This is a genomic window from Acinetobacter pseudolwoffii, from assembly GCF_002803605.1.
Taxonomy (GTDB): domain Bacteria; phylum Pseudomonadota; class Gammaproteobacteria; order Pseudomonadales; family Moraxellaceae; genus Acinetobacter; species Acinetobacter pseudolwoffii.
This window is the reverse complement of the sequence record NZ_PHRG01000001.1, coordinates 888,106-909,039: the sequence shown is the minus strand read 5'-3', so window position 1 is coordinate 909,039 and position 20,934 is coordinate 888,106. Positions and strand designations below refer to the sequence as shown.

At 44.5% G+C, this 20,934-nt stretch carries 17 protein-coding genes and 1 tRNA gene; 16 read left to right on the top strand and 2 right to left on the bottom strand.

Annotated features, from left to right (window positions below; genetic code table 11):
- Positions 1-59 precede the first annotated feature (59 nt).
- From fusA to rplL, 9 genes are all read left to right on the top strand, one after another.
- The gene (fusA, locus tag CWI32_RS04175; RefSeq protein ID WP_005096016.1) at positions 60-2,195 is read left to right on the top strand and encodes an elongation factor G; all 2,136 of its coding nucleotides are present in this window, start codon (positions 60-62) and stop codon (positions 2,193-2,195) included.
- Positions 2,196-2,287: 92 nt separating this feature from the next.
- On the top strand, positions 2,288-3,478 hold the full coding sequence (gene tuf / locus CWI32_RS04170) for an elongation factor Tu (protein ID WP_005095265.1): 1,191 nt from the start codon (positions 2,288-2,290) through the stop codon (positions 3,476-3,478).
- 52 nt (positions 3,479-3,530) lie between these two features.
- A tRNA-Trp gene (locus tag CWI32_RS04165) sits at positions 3,531-3,606 on the top strand.
- Positions 3,607-3,680: 74 nt separating this feature from the next.
- Positions 3,681-4,121, top strand: a complete 441-nt coding sequence (secE, locus tag CWI32_RS04160) for a preprotein translocase subunit SecE (RefSeq protein ID WP_005095267.1) — start codon at positions 3,681-3,683, stop codon at positions 4,119-4,121.
- 7 nt (positions 4,122-4,128) lie between these two features.
- A complete protein-coding gene (nusG, locus tag CWI32_RS04155; RefSeq protein ID WP_004278615.1) occupies positions 4,129-4,662 on the top strand; it encodes a transcription termination/antitermination protein NusG in 534 nt (177 codons plus the stop codon).
- 119 nt (positions 4,663-4,781) lie between these two features.
- A complete protein-coding gene (gene rplK, locus CWI32_RS04150; protein WP_004278614.1) occupies positions 4,782-5,210 on the top strand; it encodes a 50S ribosomal protein L11 in 429 nt (142 codons plus the stop codon).
- Positions 5,211-5,213: 3 nt separating this feature from the next.
- Positions 5,214-5,909 (top strand): 50S ribosomal protein L1, encoded by a 696-nt coding sequence (gene rplA, locus CWI32_RS04145; protein ID WP_005095271.1) that lies wholly within the window; start codon positions 5,214-5,216, stop codon positions 5,907-5,909.
- A gap of 300 nt (positions 5,910-6,209) precedes the next feature.
- Positions 6,210-6,716 carry a 50S ribosomal protein L10 gene (gene rplJ, locus CWI32_RS04140; protein WP_005095272.1) on the top strand — a complete coding sequence of 169 codons (507 nt, stop codon included), beginning with the start codon at positions 6,210-6,212 and terminating at the stop codon, positions 6,714-6,716.
- Between the two features lie 48 nt (positions 6,717-6,764).
- Entirely contained in the window at positions 6,765-7,130 is a 366-nt protein-coding gene (gene rplL / locus CWI32_RS04135; protein WP_005095274.1) for a 50S ribosomal protein L7/L12, read from the top strand.
- A gap of 63 nt (positions 7,131-7,193) precedes the next feature.
- Here rplL and CWI32_RS04130 read toward each other — a convergent pair whose 3' ends face one another.
- Positions 7,194-7,445 (bottom strand): hypothetical protein, encoded by a 252-nt coding sequence (locus CWI32_RS04130; protein WP_034608820.1) that lies wholly within the window; start codon positions 7,443-7,445, stop codon positions 7,194-7,196.
- Here CWI32_RS04130 and rpoB point away from each other — a divergent pair.
- The 3 genes from rpoB to CWI32_RS04115 all read left to right on the top strand — a co-directional run bounded on the left by rpoB (position 7,439) and on the right by CWI32_RS04115 (position 16,466).
- The gene (gene rpoB / locus CWI32_RS04125) at positions 7,439-11,527 is read left to right on the top strand and encodes a DNA-directed RNA polymerase subunit beta (protein WP_005095277.1); all 4,089 of its coding nucleotides are present in this window, start codon (positions 7,439-7,441) and stop codon (positions 11,525-11,527) included. The two genes, CWI32_RS04130 and rpoB, sit on opposite strands and share 7 nt — an antisense overlap.
- Positions 11,528-11,705: 178 nt before the next feature.
- Entirely contained in the window at positions 11,706-15,896 is a 4,191-nt protein-coding gene (rpoC, locus tag CWI32_RS04120; protein WP_100534693.1) for a DNA-directed RNA polymerase subunit beta', read from the top strand.
- A gap of 204 nt (positions 15,897-16,100) precedes the next feature.
- Positions 16,101-16,466, top strand: coding sequence for a glycine zipper domain-containing protein (locus CWI32_RS04115; protein WP_005095281.1), 366 nt, complete (start codon positions 16,101-16,103; stop codon positions 16,464-16,466).
- 57 nt (positions 16,467-16,523) lie between these two features.
- On the opposite strand, the gene CWI32_RS04110 is transcribed toward CWI32_RS04115, so the two are convergent.
- Positions 16,524-17,018 carry a DUF4442 domain-containing protein gene (locus CWI32_RS04110; RefSeq protein WP_205668332.1) on the bottom strand — a complete coding sequence of 165 codons (495 nt, stop codon included), beginning with the start codon at positions 17,016-17,018 and terminating at the stop codon, positions 16,524-16,526.
- Between the two features lie 117 nt (positions 17,019-17,135).
- On the opposite strand from CWI32_RS04110, the gene CWI32_RS04105 reads away from it, so the two are divergent.
- The 4 genes from CWI32_RS04105 (at position 17,136) to CWI32_RS04090 (ending at position 20,932) form a co-directional block, all read left to right on the top strand.
- Positions 17,136-18,011: an alpha/beta fold hydrolase gene (locus CWI32_RS04105; RefSeq protein ID WP_100329327.1), complete on the top strand. Its 876-nt coding sequence runs from the start codon at positions 17,136-17,138 to the stop codon at positions 18,009-18,011.
- Between the two features lie 100 nt (positions 18,012-18,111).
- Entirely contained in the window at positions 18,112-19,476 is a 1,365-nt protein-coding gene (locus CWI32_RS04100; protein ID WP_005173021.1) for a Na+/H+ antiporter family protein, read from the top strand.
- A 331-nt stretch (positions 19,477-19,807) separates the two neighbouring features.
- Positions 19,808-20,413 carry an OmpW/AlkL family protein gene (locus tag CWI32_RS04095; RefSeq protein ID WP_100534692.1) on the top strand — a complete coding sequence of 202 codons (606 nt, stop codon included), beginning with the start codon at positions 19,808-19,810 and terminating at the stop codon, positions 20,411-20,413.
- A gap of 174 nt (positions 20,414-20,587) precedes the next feature.
- The gene (locus CWI32_RS04090) at positions 20,588-20,932 is read left to right on the top strand and encodes a lysozyme inhibitor LprI family protein (protein WP_005095291.1); all 345 of its coding nucleotides are present in this window, start codon (positions 20,588-20,590) and stop codon (positions 20,930-20,932) included.
- Positions 20,933-20,934 lie beyond the last annotated feature (2 nt).

The following is a 20,934-nucleotide window of genomic DNA, read 5'->3' as shown; positions in this document are numbered from 1 at the left end:
TTGCTATGCAGCTTAAAGCGTCCTGTTTTAAACAACAAAATTTAGGAATGCTAGAAATCATGGCACGTCAAACCCCAATTTCTCGTTACCGTAACATTGGTATTTCTGCGCACATTGACGCAGGTAAGACAACCACTTCTGAACGTATTTTGTTCTACACAGGTGAGAGCCATAAACTTGGTGAAACTCACGAAGGTTCGGCAACTACGGACTGGATGGAACAAGAGCAAGAACGCGGTATTACCATTACCTCAGCAGCTGTAACATGCTTCTGGAAAGGTATGGCGAACCAGTTCGAACAACACCGTATTAACGTAATTGACACCCCGGGACACGTTGACTTCACGATTGAAGTTGAGCGTTCTATGCGTGTTCTTGACGGTGCGTGCATGGTTTACTGTGCTGTAGGTGGTGTTCAGCCTCAGTCAGAAACGGTATGGCGTCAAGCAAATAAATATAAAGTTCCACGTATTGCGTTCGTTAACAAAATGGACCGTACTGGCGCGAACTTCTTCCGTGCAGTTGAACAAGTTAAAACACGTCTTGGCGGTAATCCAGTGCCAATCGTTGTTCCAATCGGCGCAGAAGAAAACTTCCAGGGTGTTGTTGACCTAATCGAAATGAAAGCAATCATTTGGGATGAAGCATCTCAAGGTATGCAATTCGAATATGGCGACATCCCTGCTGACTTAGTTGCTACTGCTGAAGAATGGCGTACTAACATGGTTGAAGCTGCTGCGGAAGCATCAGAAGAACTCATGGACAAGTACCTAGAAGGCGAAGAGCTGACTAAAGAAGAAATCGTTGCTGGTATCCGTAAGCGTACATTGGCAAACGAAATTCAACCGATGCTTTGTGGTTCGGCATTCAAAAATAAAGGTGTTCAACGTATGTTGGATGCTGTAATTGAATTCTTGCCAGCACCGACTGACGTTGAAGCGATCAAGGGTATCCTTGACGACAAAGACGAATCTGAAGGTTCTCGTGAAGCGTCTGACGAAGCTCCGTTCTCTGCACTTGCATTCAAAATTATGAATGACAAATTCGTAGGTAACTTGACTTTCGTTCGTGTTTACTCAGGTGTTCTTAAAGCGGGTAGCCCGTGTTATAACCCAGTAAAAATGAAGCGTGAGCGTGTTGGCCGTATCGTACAGATGCATGCGAATGACCGTAAAGATATCGAAGAAATTCGTGCGGGCGACATCGCGGCATGTGTAGGTCTTAAAGACACAACGACTGGTGATACATTATGTGATGAAAACCACGTAATTACACTAGAGCGTATGGAATTCCCTGAGCCAGTAATTGCACTTGCAGTTGAGCCTAAAACTAAAGCTGACCAAGAAAAAATGTCAGTTGCTTTAGGTCGTTTGGCGAAAGAAGATCCATCATTCCGCGTACGTACTGATGAAGAATCAGGTCAAACCATTATTGCTGGTATGGGTGAACTTCACCTTGACATCATTGTTGACCGTATGAAGCGTGAATTCGGTGTTGAAGCCAACATTGGTAAACCAATGGTTTCTTACCGTGAAACGATCAAAAAGTCAGTTGAACAAGAAGGTAAATTCGTACGTCAAACTGGTGGTAAAGGTAAGTTCGGTCACGTATACGTACGTCTAGAACCGCTTGCTGAAGACGCTGGTAAAGACTACGAATTCGTTGAAGAAGTTGTAGGTGGTGTAGTACCTAAAGAATTCTTCGGCGCGGTTGACAAGGGTATCCAAGAACGTATGAAGAATGGTGTACTTGCTGGTTATCCAGTAGTGGGCATCAAAGCGACATTGTTCGACGGTTCTTACCATGATGTCGATTCTGACGAATTATCATTCAAAATGGCGGGTTCTTATGCCTTCCGTGATGGTTTCATGAAAGCAGATCCAATCTTGCTTGAACCAATCATGAAAGTTGAAGTAGAAACTCCAGAAGACTACATGGGCGATATCATGGGTGACTTAAACCGTCGTCGTGGTATGGTTCAGGGTATGGACGATTTACCTGGTGGTACTAAAGCCATTCGTGCTGAAGTTCCATTGGCTGAGATGTTTGGTTACGCAACTCATATGCGTTCTATGTCTCAAGGTCGTGCGACTTACTCTATGGAATTTGCTAAATATGCTGAAACTCCACGTAACGTGGCTGAAGGCATCATTTCTAAGTTCCAGTCTGGCGGTAAAAAAGGTGACGACGAGTAATCTTTCGATTACTATAAGCCCAAACTAATTCATAGTTAAACCCAAGTGCTCATGCAGTGATCCTGCATGAGTAGTTTAAAAAGGAAGATCTCATGGCTAAGGCTAAGTTTGAACGTAATAAGCCACACGTTAACGTGGGCACAATTGGTCACGTCGACCATGGTAAAACAACTTTAACAGCTGCGATTGCAACTGTATGTGCGAAGAAATTCGGTGGCGAAGCGCGTGATTACGCTGCAATCGACTCTGCACCAGAAGAAAAAGCACGTGGTATTACAATTAATACTTCACACGTAGAATACGATTCTCCAACTCGTCACTACGCTCACGTAGACTGCCCGGGCCACGCCGATTATGTTAAAAACATGATTACTGGTGCTGCTCAGATGGACGGCGCGATCCTTGTATGTGCTGCGACTGATGGTCCTATGCCACAGACTCGTGAACACATCCTGCTTTCTCGTCAGGTAGGTGTACCTTACATCGTTGTATTCTTGAATAAATGCGACCTTGTAGACGACGAAGAGCTTCTTGAGCTGGTTGAAATGGAAGTTCGTGAACTTCTTTCTACTTATGACTTCCCGGGCGATGACACTCCAGTAATCCGCGGTTCTGCACTTGCTGCACTTAACGGTGAAGCTGGTCAGTATGGCGAAGACGCTGTTGTTGCACTGGTTGAAGCACTTGACTCTTACATTCCAGAGCCAGAACGTGCAATCGACCTTCCATTCCTTATGCCAATTGAAGACGTATTCTCAATCTCTGGTCGTGGTACAGTAGTAACTGGCCGTGTAGAGACTGGTATTGTTAAAGTAGGCGAATCAGTTGAAATCGTTGGTATCCGTGATACTCAAGTAACTACAGTTACTGGCGTTGAAATGTTCCGTAAATTGCTTGACGAAGGTCGTGCAGGCGAGAACTGTGGTGTTCTTCTACGTGGTACTAAGCGTGAAGACGTACAACGTGGTCAAGTATTGACTAAACCAGGTGCGATCAAGCCACATACTAAATTCGATGCGGAAGTATACGTACTTTCTAAAGAAGAAGGTGGTCGTCACACTCCATTCCTTAACGGTTACCGTCCACAGTTCTACTTCCGTACTACGGACGTAACTGGTGCGATCGCGCTTAAAGAAGGTGTGGAAATGGTTATGCCTGGTGACAACGTTGAGATGTCAGTAGAGCTAATCCACCCAATCGCAATGGACCCAGGTCTACGTTTTGCGATCCGTGAAGGCGGTCGTACAGTGGGTGCTGGTGTAGTTGCTAAAGTAACTGCATAATCATAGAATAAGATAAACGGGTTGGGGTTTCGGCTCCAACTTGTTATTTTGCAGGTCAGTAGTTCAATTGGTAGAGCGTCGGTCTCCAAAACCGAATGTTGGGGGTTCGAGTCCCTCCTGGCCTGCCAAGTTTTGAAAAAGACGCTTGATGTCGGCAAAATTGGTCATATAATAAGTCGCGAAACCTACGACGAGTACAAAAATGTCGAATGAAAAATCACGCGACGCATTAGGCGAAGCGGCAATTCCTCAAAGAAATAATCCTGCAGTAGATGTAAGTTCTGGTTCTCCATTAGACATGGTTCTATGGGTTATCGCCTTGATTTTATTGGTTGGTGCAATGATGGTAAACCAATATTTACCAGCATACTGGGCCCCTGCGAATGATATTTGGGTGCGTGTTGGGGTGATTTTGGCTTGTATCGTTGCAGCATTCGGTTTATTATACGCCACCCATCAAGGCAAAGGCTTTATTCGTCTGCTGAAAGATGCACGAATCGAGCTCCGTCGAGTGACCTGGCCTACCAAGCAAGAGACTGTGTCCACATCTTGGCAAGTTCTTGTTGTAGTCGTAATTACCTCCATTGTTTTATGGTGTTTCGATTATATTTTAGGCTGGTTAATCAAGTTTATTATCGGGTAAGAGAGCTATGAAACGTTGGTACATTATTCATGCCTATTCAGGTTATGAAAAACAAGTAATGCGTTCGCTTAATGATCGAATCCAGCGTAGCGCTGTTGCCGATAGCTTTGGTGAAGTCCTGGTTCCTACCGAAGAAGTGGTAGAAATGAAGGATGGCAAGAAACGTAAATCAGAGCGCAAGTTCTTTCCTGGCTATGTTCTAGTCGAAATGGAAATGAACGATGATACTTGGCACATTGTTAAAGAATGTCCGAAAGTTTTAGGCTTTATTGGTGGTACGGCGGAAAAACCGGCGCCAATTACGCAAAAAGAAGCCGATGCGATTCTTGCGCGTGTACGCAATACTGGTGAAGCACCTCGTCCTAAGACGATGTTTGAACCAGGCGAAGAATTACTCGTAGTTGACGGTCCATTCACAGACTTTAAAGGTGTGGTGGAAGAAGTTCAGTACGAAAAGTCACGTTTAACGCTGACCATTAATGTATTTAACCGTCCAACTCAAGTTGAACTGGAATTTCGTCAAGTCGAAAAATCAGTTTAATTGGTTTGGGTTGAAAACGCCTGATTTGCGTGCAAATCAGGCATTGTTGTTGTAACGGTATCGTTACTTGAAATCATTGGGGAGCCTTCACCGGCGTTTGCACCCAGAGGTAATTTGAAATGGCTAAGAAGATTGACGGCTATATCAAGCTGCAAGTTCCAGCTGGTAAAGCGAATCCATCTCCACCGATTGGTCCTGCACTAGGTCAACGTGGTGTGAACATCATGGCATTCTGTAAAGAATTCAATGCTGCGACACAAAAAGTTGAAGCTGGTCTACCAATTCCAGTCGTGATCACTGTGTACAACGACAAGTCGTTCACATTCATCATGAAAACTCCACCTGCTGCTGTTCTTCTTAAGAAAGCTGCTGGTATCCAGAAGGGTTCAGCTGTACCTAACAAAACTAAAGTTGGTAAGTTGACTCGTGCTCAAATCGAAGAAATCGCGACTACTAAAGAACCAGATTTGACTGGTGCTGATTTAGACGCACGTGTACGTACCATTGCTGGTTCTGCGCGTTCTATGGGCTTGGAAGTGGAGCTTTAAGACATGGCTAAATTAACTAAACGTCAAAAAGCGATCGTAGCTGCTGTAGAAGCGCACAAAGTTTACACGCTAGAAGAAGCTGTTGCAGTTTTAGAGAGCCTTCCAGCTCCTAAATTCAAAGAATCTTTGGATATCGCGGTAAACCTAGGTGTTGATCCTCGTAAATCTGACCAAGTTGTTCGTGGCGCGACTACACTTCCTGCAGGTACGGGTAAAACTGTACGTGTAGCTGTATTCGCTCAAGGCGCTGCTGCTGAAGCTGCTAAAGCTGAAGGCGCAGACGTTGTTGGTTTCGATGATCTTGCTGAAAGCATCCAAGCGGGTAACCTTGACTTTGACGTTGTAATTGCTGCTCCAGATGCAATGCGCGTTGTAGGTAAACTTGGTACGATCCTTGGTCCACGTGGCTTAATGCCAAACCCTAAAGTGGGTACGGTAACTCCTGACGTAGCAACTGCAGTTAAAAATGCAAAAGCTGGTCAAGCACGTTATCGCGTAGACAAAGCGGGTATTATCCACGCTGCGATCGGTCAAGTAGGTTTCACTGCTGAAGCTGTTCGTTCAAACGTTGAAGCACTCGTTGCTGACTTGAAACGTTTGAAACCTGCGACTTCTAAAGGCGTATACATTCAAAAGATCACTTTGAGCTCAACTATGGGTCCTGGTTTGATCGTTGATGTAGCAAACGTTTCTAAATAAGTCTCGACTTATACAGAATTTTAAAGCCCTGAGTAAGTTTTAAAGCACTGCTTTAAAACTTACGCAAGAAACGCTCCGTCGTATTTTGCAAACTTAGGCAAACTTTGAATTGATAAATGAAAATTTATCAGCGTCAAAGACCGCGGGCGAGGGGAGTTTTATGCTTCGCTCTTAATCGTCCAGCCTGCGTAGACGCGGTGGTGTGATTTGTTCATCCTCCGCGTGTTAGTCCAGTGATGGATTAACGAATTGGGAGTGTACTTCGCGTAAGTACATAAATCACCGTTAGGAGGTTTTACAATGGCTCTTCTTATCGAAGGCAAAAAACAGATCGTAGCTGAAGTAACTGAAGTTGCTTCTACTGCATTTGCCGCTGTTGTTGCTGACTATCAAGGTTTAACTGTTGAGCAATTAACTGCTCTTCGCGTTGAAGCTCGTAAACTAGGTGTTCACACACGTATCGTGCGTAACACTTTGGCTAAACGCGCTCTTCAAGATACTCAATTCAATATCTTGAACGACAACCTTGTTGGCCCAACAATCTTAGCTTTCTCGACTTCTGAAGACGACATGGGTGCTGCTGCACGTTTGTTCGAAGAATTCGCTAAAACTAATAAAGCATTTGAACTTAAAGCTGCTGCATTTGATGGCAAACTTTATCAAGGCGAAGAAGTTAGCGTTATCGCGAATCTTCCGAACCAAGAAAAAGCGCTTACTATGCTTGCAAACGTTCTTCAAGCTCCTATTTCGAAATTGGGCCGCTTACTTACAGCGCTTCAAGAGAAAAACGAGTCAGAAGCTGCTTAAGCTCAAACTTACACACACATCATTCAATACCCATTTGGAGTTAATCTCATGGCTTTAACAAACGAAGAAATCCTAAACGCAGTTGCTGAAAAAACTGTTCTTGAACTTGTTGAACTTATTTCTGCTTTCGAAGAGAAATTCAACGTTTCTGCTGCTGCTGTAGCTGTTGCTGCTGGTCCTGCTGCTGCTGCTGCTGAAGAGCAATCTGAATTCAATGTTGAATTGACTTCTTTTGGCGCAAACAAAGTTGCTGTAATTAAAGCAGTTCGTGAAGCAACTGGCCTTGGCTTGAAAGAAGCTAAAGACATGGTTGAAAGCGCTCCTACAGTTCTTAAAGAAGGCGTTTCTAAAGAAGAAGGCGAAGAACTTAAGAAGAAACTTGAAGAAGCTGGTGCTACAGTTACTCTTAAGTAATAGCTTAAGGGAGCCGGTTTTTTTATAATCAGCTCCAAAAATTGGCTGATGGCTCTTGGGTCATCAGCCTTTTTGCGTTACAATAATCGGCTCGATTTTTGTTTGCATGATATAAAAATCATACAAATTAAAAATAAACATAATGAACAAACGTTTACCAATATTTTTCAGTAAAAAAATATTGATAAGCGTTTTAATACCACTAAAAATTGCAGCATTTGTAAAGAGTGGTGGCCATATCGGCCAGCGTAATTCCTTCTGAGCCCGTTCTGCAGGCGGGCTTGGTTTACACTTTCCGAGGACTCCAGATGGCATACTCATATACCGAAAAGAAACGGATCCGTAAGAATTTTGGTAAATTGCCTAGCGTTATGGATGCTCCGTACCTGCTCGCGATTCAAGTCGACTCGTACAGAACGTTCTTACAAGATGGCAAATCACCAAAAAACCGCGAAGATATCGGTCTCCAAGCCGCATTTCGTTCAGTTTTTCCTATAGAAAGTTATTCTGGCAATGCTGCTTTAGAATTTGTTGAGTATAGTCTTGGTAAGCCTGAGTTTGATGTACGCGAATGTATTCTTCGTGGCTCAACTTATGCAGCACCAATGCGTGTAAAAATTCGTTTGATCCTGAAAGATCGTGAAACGAAGTCAATTAAAGACGTACGTGAACAAGAAGTCTATATGGGCGAAATGCCATTGATGACGGATAACGGTACCTTTGTAATTAATGGTACCGAGCGTGTAATCGTATCTCAATTACACCGTTCACCAGGCGTATTCTTTGACCACGATAAAGGTAAGACTCACTCAAGTGGTAAAGTCCTTTATTCAGCGCGTATCATTCCTTACCGTGGTTCATGGTTGGATTTTGAATTCGATGCCAAAGACCTGGTCTATGTACGTATTGACCGTCGTCGTAAATTACTTGCGACTGTGGTGCTGCGTGCGCTGGGTTATAGCAACGAAAACATTCTCAACATGTTCTACGAGAAAGTCCCTGTATATCTTGACATGGGTAGCTATCAAATTGACTTGGTGCCGGAACGTCTGCGCGGCGAAATGGCACAATTTGACATCTTGGATAAAGATGGCAAGGCAATCGTTGAACAAGGTAAACGTATTAACGCGCGTCATGTACGTCAGATGGAAGCTTCAGGTCTTGAAAAACTTGCAGTGCCTGATGAGTATTTGTATGAGCGTATCACGGCTGAAGACATCGCATTAAAAGATGGCGACGTGATTGCTGCAAATACCGTATTGAGCCATGAAGTCATGGTGAAAATTGCAGAAGGCGGCGTGAAGCAGTTTAATGTTCTGTTCACCAATGATATCGACCGTGGTTCATTCGTTGCAGATTCTCTACGTGCAGATACTACGACCACTCGTGAAGAAGCATTGGTCGAAATCTACAAAGTCATGCGTCCGGGCGAGCCACCAACCAAAGAAGCAGCTGAGAACCTGTTCAATAACCTGTTCTTCTCTTCTGAGCGTTACGACTTGTCTCCAGTCGGTCGTATGAAGTTCAACCGTCGTTTGGGTCGTCCTTATGAAGTGGGTACAGACCAGAAGTCGCGTGAAGTTGAAGGTATTCTCTCGAACGAAGATATCACTGATGTATTGAAAACATTAGTTGAAATCCGTAACGGTAAAGGTGAAGTCGACGATATCGATCACTTGGGTAACCGTCGTGTTCGTTCTGTGGGCGAAATGACAGAAAACCAATTCCGTGTCGGTCTGGTTCGTGTAGAACGTGCTGTTAAAGAACGTTTATCTCAAGCTGAAACAGACAACCTGTCTCCGCAAGATCTAATCAATGCGAAGCCTGTTGCTGCTGCAATCAAAGAATTCTTTGGTTCAAGCCAGTTGTCTCAGTTCATGGATCAAAACAACCCGTTGTCTGAAATCACGCACAAGCGTCGTGTATCAGCACTTGGTCCCGGTGGTTTGACGCGTGAACGTGCGGGCTTTGAAGTACGTGACGTACATCAAACGCATTACGGTCGTGTATGTCCAATTGAAACGCCGGAAGGTCCAAACATTGGTTTGATCAACTCGCTTTCTGTATATGCTAAAGCGAACAACTTCGGTTTCCTGGAAACACCTTACCGTAAAGTAGTTGATGGCCGTGTAACCATGGACATTGAATACCTGTCTGCGATTGAAGAAGTGGGTACTGTGATTGCACAGGCCGATTCTGCAGTAGATGCTGATGGTAATTTATTAGAAGAAGTTGTATCTGTACGTCACCAAGGTGACTTTGTACGCATGCCGCCGGAAAAAGTAACGCATATGGATGTATCTGCTCAGCAGGTTGTATCTGTGGCTGCGTCACTGATTCCGTTCCTTGAACACGATGATGCCAACCGTGCATTGATGGGTTCAAACATGCAACGTCAGGCTGTTCCTACGTTAATCGCTGACAAACCACTCGTAGGTACGGGTATGGAAGCGAACGTAGCACATGACTCTGGTGTATGTGTGATCGCTCAGCGTGGTGGTCGTATCGAGTTTGTTGATGCATCTCGTGTCGTGATTCGTGTGAACGAAGAAGAGATGATCGCAGGTGAGGCAGGTGTAGATATCTATAACCTGATCAAATACACCCGTTCAAACCAAAACACCTGTATCAACCAGAAAGTTCTGGTGAACCTGGGTGATAAAGTGGGTCGTGGTGACGTATTAGCTGATGGTCCATCGACTGATGGCGGTGAGCTAGCGCTTGGTCAAAACATGCGCGTCGCATTCATGACCTGGAACGGTTACAACTACGAAGACTCGATCTTACTTTCAGAGCGTGTACTTCAAGAAGACCGTTTAACCTCGATTCATATCCAGGAATTGTCATGTGTCGCACGTGATACTAAGCTTGGTGCTGAAGAAATCACGGCCGATATCCCGAATGTGGGTGAAGCAGCGCTTTCTAAACTTGATGAATCAGGTATTGTTTACATCGGTGCTGAAGTAACAGCAGGTGATATTCTTGTTGGTAAAGTGACGCCTAAAGGTGAAACGCAGCTAACGCCGGAAGAAAAATTGCTTCGTGCAATCTTCGGTGAAAAAGCAGCTGACGTTAAAGATTCATCTTTACGCGTTCCATCTGGTACCAAAGGTACTGTGATTGATGTTCAAGTGTTTACACGTGATGGTCTTGAAAAAGACGAACGTGCTCAAGCAATTGAAAAAGCTCAGCTTGATGCTTACCGTAAAGACTTGAAAGAAGAGTTCAAGATCTTTGAAGAAGCAGCACGTGAACGTGTAATTCGTTTGTTGAACGGTCAAGAGTCGAATGGTGGCGGTACCACTAAACGTGGCGACAAACTGTCTGAAGACGTGTTGTCTGGTTTAGAGCTTGTTGATCTTCTTGAAATTCAACCGGTTGATGAAGCAATCGCTGAACGTCTAACGCAAATTCAAGTGTTCTTGAAAGAGAAGAGCTTCGAAATTGACGAGAAATTTGCTGAGAAAAAACGCAAATTGTCTACAGGCGATGAGCTGACCACTGGCGTATTGAAAGTAGTTAAAGTTTATCTTGCGGTAAAACGTCGCATCCAGCCGGGTGATAAGATGGCCGGTCGTCACGGTAACAAGGGTGTTGTATCAAACATCTTGCCGGTAGAAGACATGCCACACGATGCCAATGGTGTACCTGTTGATATCGTACTGAACCCGCTGGGCGTACCATCGCGTATGAACGTGGGTCAGATTCTTGAAACTCACTTAGGTATGGCTGCCAAAGGTCTTGGCGATCAAATCGACAAGATGATGAAAGAACAGCGTACTGTACTTGAGCTTCGTGATTTCCTGGACAAGATTTATAACAAAGTTGGTGGCGAGCAAGAAGATCTTGACAGCTTGACTGATGAAGAAATCTTGAAACTTTCTGGTAACTTGCGTGCTGGTGTGCCTTTGGCAACACCTGTATTCGATGGTGCTGAAGAAGGTCAGATCAAAGAATTGTTACAACTTGCAGGTCTATCAAGTACTGGTCAGACAGTATTATATGATGGTCGTACTGGTGAGCGTTTCGACCGTCCAGTAACTGTAGGTTATATGTACATGCTGAAACTGAACCACTTGGTTGATGACAAGATGCATGCGCGTTCAACTGGTTCTTATTCTCTAGTCACGCAACAGCCGCTGGGTGGTAAAGCACAATTCGGTGGTCAGCGTTTCGGTGAGATGGAAGTCTGGGCACTAGAAGCTTACGGTGCAGCATATACGCTACAAGAAATGCTGACTGTGAAATCGGATGACGTTGAAGGTCGTACCCGTATCTACAAGAATATTGTAGATGGTAACCATTATATGGACCCGGGTATGCCTGAATCGTTCAACGTATTGACCAAAGAGATCCGTTCTTTAGGTATCAACATTGAACTGAAAAATGGTGACTAATTAGTTCCATTGAATCTCCCTTGCGAAGCAGTGCTTCTCACCTCTTTAAAAAAGAGGGGGAAGTCCCCCTTTGTAAAGGGGGATTTAGGGGGATTCTTGGGATTCCCAATTCAGTTAAAAAACAATATTTGTGACCCAGTCGAGAAGTGAAAATCTTCTCGACACACGGAGAAAAAAATTGAAAGACTTGCTCGATATCATGCGCAAAAAGACGGATTCAGACGGTCATGCTCCTGTAGAGTTTGACCGCATCCGTATTGGTCTTGCGTCACCAGAAATGATTAAGTCATGGTCTCACGGTGAAGTTAAAAAGCCAGAAACCATTAACTATCGTACGTTCAAACCGGAACGTGATGGTTTGTTCTGTGCCAAAATCTTTGGTCCAGTAAAAGATTACGAATGCTTGTGTGGTAAATACAAGCGTATGAAATACAAAGGCGTCATTTGTGAAAAATGTGGCGTTGAAGTAACAACTGCGAAAGTTCGTCGTGAACGTATGGGTCACATCGAGCTAGCTTCTCCAGTTGCGCACATCTGGTTCTTGAAATCATTACCGAGCCGTATCGGTCTTCTTTTAGACATGACGCTACGTGATATCGAACGCGTATTGTATTTCGAATCTTATGTGGTTACCGATCCCGGTATGACCCCATTTGAGAAATACCAGCTTCTAAACGATGAAGAATACTTCAATGCGTTGGAAGAGCATGGTGATGAATTCACAGCGAAAATGGGTGCAGAAGCGGTTCAAGACTTGTTGAAAGACATCGATCTTGAAGCTGAAATTGCGCGTCTTCGTGAAGAAATTCCTGTGACAACTTCAGAAACCAAGCTGAAAAAAGCCTCTAAGCGTTTGAAGTTGATGGAAGCATTCAACGATTCGAACAACAAGCCAGAATGGATGGTGTTGACTGTACTTCCAGTTCTGCCACCAGACCTTCGTCCGTTGGTACCACTTGAAGGTGGTCGTTTCGCGACTTCTGACTTGAACGATCTTTACCGTCGTGTGATTAACCGTAACAACCGTTTGAAGCGTCTTCTTGACCTTGCGGCGCCAGACATCATCGTACGTAACGAAAAACGTATGTTGCAAGAGTCTGTCGATGCATTGTTGGACAACGGTCGTCGTGGTCGTGCAATTACCGGTTCAAACAAGCGTCCGCTTAAATCTTTGGCAGATATGATCAAAGGTAAGCAAGGTCGTTTCCGTCAGAACTTATTGGGTAAACGTGTCGATTACTCAGGTCGTTCGGTCATTACCGTTGGTCCAAACCTGCGTTTGCACCAATGTGGTCTTCCGAAGAAAATGGCACTTGAACTGTTCAAGCCATTCATTTTCGCGAAACTACAAGCATCTGGTCAAGCAACCACCATTAAAGCTGCGAAGAAAATGGTTGAGCGCGAGACGCCAGAAGTTTGGGACGTTCTTGCTCACGTGATCCGTCAACATCCAGTGATGTTGAACCGTGCGCCAACACTTCACCGTCTAGGTCTTCAAGCATTTGAACCGATCCTGATTGAAGGTAAGGCGATCCGTCTACACCCACTCGTGTGTGCTGCGTTTAACGCCGACTTCGATGGTGACCAAATGGCGGTACACGTACCATTAACACTTGAAGCGCAGTTAGAAGCGCGTGCGTTAATGATGTCGACCAACAACATCTTGTCTCCAGCGAACGGTGAGCCAATCATCGTGCCGTCTCAGGACGTTGTCTTGGGCTTGTATTACATCACGCGTGATGCAATCAATGCCAAAGGTGAGGGCATGGTGTTCGCGGATACTCACGAAGTAAACCGTGCACTGGCAACAGGTCAGGTTGATCTACACGCTCGCGTTAAAGCACGTGTACACCAGACTGTCATCGATGAAGATGGCAACCGTGAACATCAAACCATTATTGTAGATACCACACCTGGTCGCTGCCTACTTTGGGAAGTTGTGCCTGAAGGTATGGATTTCCAGCAAATTAACGTTGAGATGACCAAGAAAAACATCTCTAAGTTAATTAACTCTTGCTACCGTAAATTGGGTCTGAAAGATACTGTTATCTTCGCTGACCAATTGATGTACCTAGGCTTCCGTCAGGCGACGCGTTCAGGTGTATCTGTCGGTATGGAAGACATGGTTATTCCACCGCAAAAACAAGTCATTATTGGTAAAGCGGAAGCTGAAGTTCGTGAAATCGAACAACAGTTCGAACAAGGTTTCGTAACTGCCGGCGAACGTTATAACAAAGTGGTCGATATTTGGGCGCGTACCAATGACCAGGTTGCTAAAGCGATGATGGACAACTTGTCTTTCACGACTGTTAAAAACAAACAGGGTGAAGACGAGAAGCAAAAATCATTCAACTCGATCTACATGATGTCTGACTCGGGTGCCCGTGGTTCGGCAGCTCAGATTCGTCAGTTGGCGGGTATGCGTGGTTTGATGGCGAAGCCGGATGGCTCGATCATTGAAACGCCTATTAAAGCGAACTTCCGTGAAGGTTTGACTGTACTACAGTACTTCATCTCGACACACGGTGCGCGTAAAGGTTTGGCCGATACAGCACTGAAAACTGCGAACTCTGGTTACTTGACGCGTCGTCTGGTAGACGTTGCGCAAGACTTGGTGATTACCGAGCCAGATTGTGGCACCTTCGACGGTCTAGTAATGACACCATTCATTCAAGGTGGCGATGTCATCGAGAACTTGGGTGCACGAGTATTGGGTCGTGTGGTTGCTGAAGATGTGAAACGTGTCGGTACAGACGAAGTTCTGCTTCCACGTAATACTTTAATTGACGAGAAACTGGCGACGTTTATCGAAAGCCAAGGTGTCGACGAAATTAAAGTACGTTCGGTTGTAAACTGTGCGTCTACTTTCGGTGTATGTGCGAAATGTTACGGCCGTGACTTGGCGCGTGGTCATCAGGTGAACCCGGGTGAGTCTGTTGGTGTCATGGCAGCTCAATCAATTGGTGAACCAGGTACACAGTTAACTATGCGTACCTTCCACGTGGGTGGTGCTGCAAGCCGAACGTCTGCTGCAAACAGCGTACAAGTTCGTAACCAAGGTACAGTGCGTTTCCACAACGTGAAAACAGTACAACATGCCAAAGGTCACTTGGTATCGACTTCACGTTCAGGTGAGATCGGTATTGCGGATGATTTAGGTCGTGAGCGCGAGCGCTATAAACTGCCTTACGGTGCATCTATCTTGCTAAAAGATGGCGAAGTTGTAGAAGCAGGCGGTATCGTGGCGACTTGGGATCCGCATACACATCCATTGGTAACAGAAGTTGCAGGTAAAGTGCGTTTCAGCCAGATCGCTGATGGCGTGACCGTGACTTCGAAAACTGATGATGCAACAGGTATGTCAACCATCGAAATCTTGCCAGTGACTTCACGTCCTGCGTCAGGTAAAGATTTGCGTCCTGCTGTAGTGTTAGACACAGTTGAAGGCACTGAACAGTTCTACTTCTTGCCACAAAACACCATTCTTTCTGTCCGTGATGGCGAAACGATTGGTGTCGGTGACGTTATTGGTCGTGTACCACAAGAATCTTCACGTACCCGTGATATTACCGGTGGTCTACCGCGTGTAGCTGACTTGTTCGAAGCACGTAAGCCGAAAGAGCATGCAATCCTTGCAGAAGTATCGGGTGTTGTAAGCTTTGGTAAAGAGACCAAAGGTAAGAACCGTCTGGTGATTACGCCGGATGATGGCTCTGAGATTTATGAAGAGTTGATTCCGAAATGGCGTACCATTAACGTGTTCGAAGGCGAACATGTGAACCGTGGTGAAACTATTTCTGATGGTCCACAGAACCCGCACGATATCTTACGTTTGAAAGGCGAAGTTGCGCTTACAAACTACATCGTGAACGAAGTTCAGGACGTATACCGTCTGCAAGGTGTAAAAATCAACGACAAGCATATTGAAGTCATCGTACGTCAAATGCTGCGTAAAGTTGATATCACTGATGGCGGCGATACCAGCTTCATCAAAGGCGAACAAGTGGATTACATCCGTGTTGTACAAGAAAACCAAGCAGTTCTTGCACAAAACAAGTTCCCTGCGAAGTTTGAACGTCAATTGATGGGTATTACCAAAGCATCGCTTTCTACTGACTCGTTCATCTCTGCTGCATCGTTCCAGGAAACCACGCGTGTGTTAACTGAAGCGGCTGTAACAGGTAAAGAAGATGATTTACGCGGTTTGAAAGAGAATGTGGTTGTAGGTCGTCTGATCCCAGCGGGTACAGGTTTGGCTTACCACCTGGAGCGTCGTCGTCAAGAAGCAGAAGCTGCAGAATTTGAACTGCACAATGACTTCTCTGATGTAGACCAAGCTCTAAGCCAAGCATTTAACGAAGAATTCTAATTCGAGTTAAAGTTGAGAAAAGAGACGCCTTCGGGCGTCTTTTTTTTTGTCTGAAATTTATAAATAGGACATCTTGAACAGAAGAATAATCCATTGATATTTACAAAACTCAGCAGGAATACCGAGAGAAGTAACACGCTACAGATTTTAGTTTCATAAAATGAAGATAAGCTTAATTAAAGCAAGAACAGGAAGGCCAAGGTCATGAAAAAATTAATGGGTGTTATGGCAGTTGCCACTCTCTCCACCTTTATGCTGGCAGGTTGTGAAAGTATGTCTGCCAATGAGCAGCGTATCGGTGCTGCCGCCTTAGGTGGTGCAGTCGGTGGTGGTGTGGGTAATAGTGTCGGGGGTGGTCTTGGTTCTGCAGTCGGTGGTGGTGCAGGCGCAGCCGTGGGAAGTAAGTCCCAAGGTGGCTCAAACCGTAATGCGACCTATAGTGGTGTCGGCGGTGCTGTAGGCTCAGCTGTAGGTAAAAGCATATTCGGTGGGAATGCTGGTGCTGCGATTGGTGGTGCAATCGGTGGTGGCGCAGGTGCTGCGATCGAACAGGATAACCGCCGTCGTTAAGTCTACACTGACTTTAAATCGATTCAGATCTAAAAGCGCCCATGTGGCGCTTTTACCTTATCCAGTTTTTTGAATTTTTCCTTTGCTTTGTTTGCGCCGGATATAAACCGTTTTTTGTACTTCGGCAATTCGAACGCCAGCCTCATCATAGATATTGAGCTGGTAATGGCGATATACCGGTGCATAGTCAGCAGCCAGGTCAATAATAGTACTGACTTCTTCAGCAGAGATGCGCACATCAGCAAAGACGGTGCCGCGACCCGGTGCTAAAAACTGGATACTCGCGCCCTTATCCCAGACGATATATTTCGGCCCTAAATGATGCATCAGTAAGAGCATATAAAATGGATCGACCATTGAATATAAGCTGCCACCAAAATGGACGCCGACAATATTCTGGTTTTTACGGGTCAGTGGCATTTTGACCCGAATGTGATAATGATTAAAATCAATTTTATCAATTTCGATGCCTGCACCACGATAGGGGGCATAGCGGTTCAGAATAAATTTTGAAACCAAGGGCAGTTTTTGAATTTTCTGGAATAGGCTCATGCTGACATTCTTTTTTCTTGTGTAGTTATGCATACTAGAGCAACAAAAATGCGCTGGCATTGATAAATTATTCCGATTTATAAACTATGCGGTCAATAACAACAACAGGATCAAAACATGGAAATGCAATGGGTCGATACCACGGATCAGCAGCGTCTTTGCGTTAAAACTTACGGACAGCCCACACGGCCGGCATTGGTACTGGTTCATGGCTACCCCGATCATCAAGCAGTTTGGGAGCCAGTCATTGCTTATTTGAGTCAGGATTATTTTGTTGTGAGCTATGATGTGCGCGGCGCAGGTGAGTCCAGTATTCCTCAAAAAATTTCGGATTACCGCCTGGCACGCTTAAGTCAGGATCTGGAAGAGGTAGTGAGCAAGGTATTGCCGAATCGTGGTTTTCATCTGGCAGCGCATGACTGGGGTTCAATTCAGTCTTGGGAATCTGTCACAGATTTAAGATTCAAAGGCCGAATTCTGTCTTATAGCACGCTGTCTGGCCCTTGTCTGGATCATGCTGCTTTCTGGATGCGCGAGCAGTTCAATCAAGACAAAGCAAAATTTTTAAAGCAAATGAGCAAGTCCTGGTATATCGCGGTATTTCAGTTACCTTTACTAGCCCCCTTGGCCTGGAATTTTTTTAATCCGCAGCGCTGGGCCAAGATTGTCCGGCAATTAGAAAGACGGGACGATCTGCCGCTGAACCCGAAGATCGTCAAAGATGGCAAGTATGGGGTAAACCTGTATCGGGCCAATTTTTTACCGCGTTTGGCCCGACCACGGCAGCGCTTTGCCATCTGTCCGGTACAAGCGATTGTACTGAAATATGACCAGTTTGTCGGGCCTGATCTGGTCGATGAGATGGCAAAATGGGTCGATAATTTATCTAAAGTGGAACTGGACGCCAATCACTGGGCAATTCTGAGCCAGCCAGAACAAGTGGCTCAATTAATTGATCACTTTATTCAGCGTCAATCTGCTGAAGTCGTTTAATCAGCCCCAGCACTGAACATGACTGCTGAAAGGAAAAGTGGCGGAATTTTTATCCGAATTTTCTGATAAAATAGCCGCTTTCTCTCTATTCCGATTCATTATGTTCGCAATTCTTGCTGCTATTGGAGTCATGTTCGGACTCTCATTGGCACGTGTACCTGTGGTTTTTGCCCTGGTCATTGGTGCTGTTACAGGTGGTTTACTGGCAGGTCTTGGCCTCCAGGGAACCTTGGACGCGTTTAACAATGGCTTGGGCGGCGGTGCCAAAATTGCCTTGGCTTACGGTATTTTAGGTGCATTTGCTTTGGCGTTGGCACGTTCAGGTTTGCCGGATTTGTTGGCGTATAAAATGATCAACACCTTAAAAGGTGAGGCTGATTTTAAAGCACAAAACCGGGTGAAATATCTGATCTTTTTTACAGTAGCCATTGCTGCGGTATTTTCCCAGAACGTGATTCCGGTACATATCGCCTTTATTCCAGTCCTGATTCCACCATTATTGACTGTATTTAACCATTTAAAGCTCGACCGTCGTTTGATTGCCTGTTTGCTGACCTTTGGTCTGGTAGGCACCTATATGCTGATTCCGGTCGGTTTTGGTGCCATCTTCCTGAATGACATTTTGGGTCATAACATCAATACTTTTGGTAAGCCATATGGATTTGAAATTAGCTATGACCAGATTCCATCTGCGATGGCAATTCCAGTATTCGGTATGTTTGTGGGCTTATTGGTGGCGATCTTTATTAGCTATCGCAAACCACGTCAATATCAAGATATTCATGTCCAGGAACAGCAAAGTATTTCCGCTGAATTGGGTGTGGCTGAGCAGGTTAAACCGCAGATTGCCAAATTTACCATCTGGATGGCCGGCCTTGCAGTTATTGCCACATTGGCGGTACAGCTTTATTCAGACTCGATGATTCTGGCCGGTCTGGTCGGTGTCGCAATCCTGAGTTGTGCCGGGATCTTTAAATGGAAAGAAGCGGATGATGTGATCATTACCGGTATGCGCATGATGGCGCTAGTTGGCTTTATCATGATTGCGGCACAAGGCTTTGCCGCGGTGATTGAAGCGACTAATCAGGTACCAACCTTGGTTGAAGCATCAGTAAACTGGATTGGTAATAGTCAGGCACTGGCCGCATTTCTGATGCTGTTGATTGGTTTGCTGATCACATTGGGCATTGGTTCGTCTTTCTCGACCATTCCCATTCTGGCGATTATTTATGTTCCGCTGTGTATCCAGTTTGGTTTTAGTCCGGCTGCGACCATTGCCATTATCGGGACTGCGGCGGCTTTAGGCGATGCCGGCTCTCCAGCGTCAGATTCAACTCTAGGCCCAACTTCGGGTTTAAATATGGATGGTCAGCATGACCATATGAAGGACAGTGTGGTTCCAACCTTCATTCACTTTAATATTCCGTTGATGATTTTTGGCTGGATTGCAGCCATGGTTTTGTAAGTCAATTTCAATCTGCTCTGATATCTATTGGAGCAGATTTATCTGAATTTAAAATAAATAATAAGATGTATTTAAAATATATGTTTAAATAAAAATTAATATAAACCTGATTATTTTAGTCTGAATAAATTCATGTTTATCTGATTAATATACCTGGTATTTAAAACCAACCAATCTAGTCAATTTAAAATAAATTACTTTTTAAATCAGTATGTTAAATAATAATTAAAAATTAGTTTTATAATCCTTATTGCATATTATTTTTCCTCGTGTTTATTATTAATTAAGATTTATTTTCTTAATAATTATTCTTCCTGTGGGGTATTTTAAAATGTTAAAGCAAGCTGCTCTAATTGCATTAATGGGTCTTTCTGCATCGGCAATGGCTGGCCAATGGCAAGTGAAGATGGGTGCCAGTTCTTTAGCACCATCAAGTGACACTGAAATTGCACCAGGTTTAGTCGTAGAAGCAGATCAAGAATATGGTTTTACGCCTTCGGTCGAATACTTCTTTAATGACAATATCTCGGCAGAATTATTATTGGCTACCCCGTTTAACCATGACATTTCTGCTCAGGGTCTAGGGAAAATTGCCAAGATTAAACATCTCCCACCCACAATTACTGCTAAATATCACTTTAAAAACTCTACACGTTTTACTCCATACGTAGGTTTGGGTGGAACAGCTTTTATTGCTTGGGATGAAGAAGGTGCAGCAAAAGACGTCAAAGAGGAATTTGGTGTTGCTGGACAAGTCGGTTTTAACTATCAACCGGCAGATGCTAAAAACTGGGGGGTATTTGCTGACGTGCGCTATGCAGATTTGAGTCCTGAAGTGACTTTAGATGATGCAACAGCTGCAGCAGTTGGAAAATCTAAATTTAATTTAGATATTGATCCGGTTGTTTATACATTGGGTTATAGCTACAAGTTCTAAATTCTAGTTTTGCTCAACAAAAAAGCCTCATCTTGAATGAGGCTTTTTTTCAAAATAACAACGATTTATAACCTATTGAAATTGAGCAGATTGGCAATGTTCAAATATATTAAAACGAATAAAGTAAATATTAATTGAATACGACTTAATAATTGAATAATAAGGAAGATCAGCATGAGATTTTTAATGAAGAGTATTGTGATCTTCTGCGGCCTGTTGGTCGCACCTGCCTATGCCGCAAGTTTTGATTGTCAGAAAGCTGAAACCGTGACCGAAAAAGCCATTTGTGAACATCGTCTGCTTAATGATGCCGATGTCAAAATGAGTACCAGCTATCATATCTTACGGCGTATGGTTCCCATGGGCACGCGTTCAGTGATACAGCGCGATCAGGTCAAATGGTTGCAGTTTCGCGACCAGTGTCTGGAATCGGTCTCTTGCCTGAACCAAGTCTATAATATGCGTCAACAGCAACTGGACTTGCAGTTTCAGCGCATTTATAAGCTTGGGCCTTATTAAGT